The organism is Microbacterium sp. CPCC 204701, from assembly GCF_004010105.1.
Lineage (GTDB): Bacteria > Actinomycetota > Actinomycetes > Actinomycetales > Microbacteriaceae > Microbacterium.
The window spans coordinates 1-1,865 of sequence record NZ_RRYE01000495.1; the positions used below are offsets into that span (position 1 = coordinate 1).

A 1,865-nucleotide genomic window follows, 5' to 3' on the forward strand; every position below is an offset into this window, starting at 1 on the left:
CGATCGCGACGACGCCGGAGCCCGGCGCGGCGACCGCGCCGGCGAGCTCGAACAGCGGGCGCAGCACGAGGCGTGCGAACTCGGCGAGGAGGCGCAGGACGACGCCGATCGACTCGAGCACGGGCACCTCCTTCCGCCACGGCCACGCTAACACGGGGTCTTCGCCGAGCGGAGACGGCGAGAGACGCGGGCGCGGGATGCCGGCTCCTCCCCAGGCCGGGAGCGACCGCCTCTGGGATCAGGTGTGCACAGGCCCGCGGCATCCGTCGGCCCGTGTCAGGGGGATGAGGCAAGGTGGAGGGCGTGACTTCCGCGACCGAGACCCGCACCGAAGCCCTCGACGTGCTGCGCGCTCTCGTCGGCCGCGGCGACGTCGGCTTCCACGACGGGCAGTTCGAGGCGATCGAGGCGCTCGTCGACGGCCGCCGCCGCGCGCTCGTGGTGCAGCGCACGGGGTGGGGCAAGTCCGCGGTGTACTTCGTCGCCACGCTGCTGCTGCGCCGGCGCGGTGCGGGGCCGACCGTGCTGGTCTCGCCGCTGCTTGCGCTCATGCGCGACCAGATCGCGGCGGCCTCGCGTGCGGGCGTGCGCGCCGTCAAGATCGACTCGACGAATGCGCACGAGTGGGGCGATGTGCTCGCGCAGCTGGACCGCGACGAGGTCGACGTGCTGCTCGTCTCGCCCGAGCGGCTGAACAACCCGTCGTTCCGCGACGATCAGCTCCCCGAGCTGGTCCGGCGCATGGGGCTGCTCGTGGTCGACGAGGCGCACTGCATCAGTGACTGGGGTCACGACTTCCGGCCCGACTACCGGCGGCTGCGAGACCTCATCGCGCGCATGCCCACGGGCGTGCCCGTGCTCGCCACCACCGCGACCGCGAACAGCCGGGTGGTCGCGGATGTCGCCGAGCAGCTCGGTGCGGCCGCCGACCCGTCGGCTCCGGCATCCGGAGTCCTCACGATCAGAGGCCCGCTCGCCCGCACGTCGCTGCGGCTGGGCGTGCTGCGGCTTCCCGACGCGCCGAGCCGCCTCGCGTGGCTCATCTCGCACCTGGGCGACCTGCCGGGCTCGGGCATCATCTACACGCTGACCGTCGCGGCGGCGAACGACACCGCGCGACTGCTGCGCGAGCGCGGCTACGACGTGCGCGCCTACACCGGGCAGACCGACACCGACGAGCGCGAAGAGTCAGAGGCGCTGCTGAAAGAGAACCGCGTCAAGGCGCTCGTGGCCACGAGCGCTCTGGGCATGGGCTTCGACAAGCCCGACCTCCGGTTCGTCGTGCACCTCGGCGCACCCTCGTCGCCGGTGTCGTACTACCAGCAGGTCGGCCGCGCGGGCCGTGCGACCGAATCGGCCGACGTGCTGCTGCTGCCCGGGGTCGAGGACCGCGAGATCTGGCACTACTTCGCGACCGCGTCGATGCCCGACCGCGAGCGCGCCGAGCGTGTGCTCGCGGCGCTGTCGGCCTCAGCATCGCCGCTGTCGACGCCCGCCCTCGAGGCCGTGGTCGACATCCGCCGCACGCCGCTCGAGCTGCTGCTGAAGGTGCTCGACGTCGACGGCGCGGTGGACCGCGTGCGCGGCGGCTGGATCGCGACCGGCGAGCCCTGGGTCTACGACGAGGACCGCTACCGCCGCATCGCCGCAGCCCGGGTCGCCGAGCAGCAGCACATGGTCGAGTACGAGGAGACCACCGGCTGCCGCATGGAATTCCTGCAGCGCGCGCTCGACGACGCGTCCGCCGCGCCGTGCGGGCGTTGCGACAACTGCGCGGGCACGTGGTTCGCGACCGGGATCGCGGCGGGGGCGACGGATGCCGCGACCGCGGCTCTCGACCGCGTCGGCGTGCCGGTCGAGCCGCG

At 73.4% G+C, this 1,865-nt stretch carries 1 protein-coding gene; it reads left to right on the plus strand.

Annotation, left to right across the window (positions count from 1 at the left end):
* Window positions 1-303: 303 nt before the first annotated feature.
* The coding region (locus tag EIO58_RS17185) for a RecQ family ATP-dependent DNA helicase (RefSeq protein WP_164861838.1) at window positions 304-1,865 on the plus strand (1,562 nt) is incomplete at its 3' end.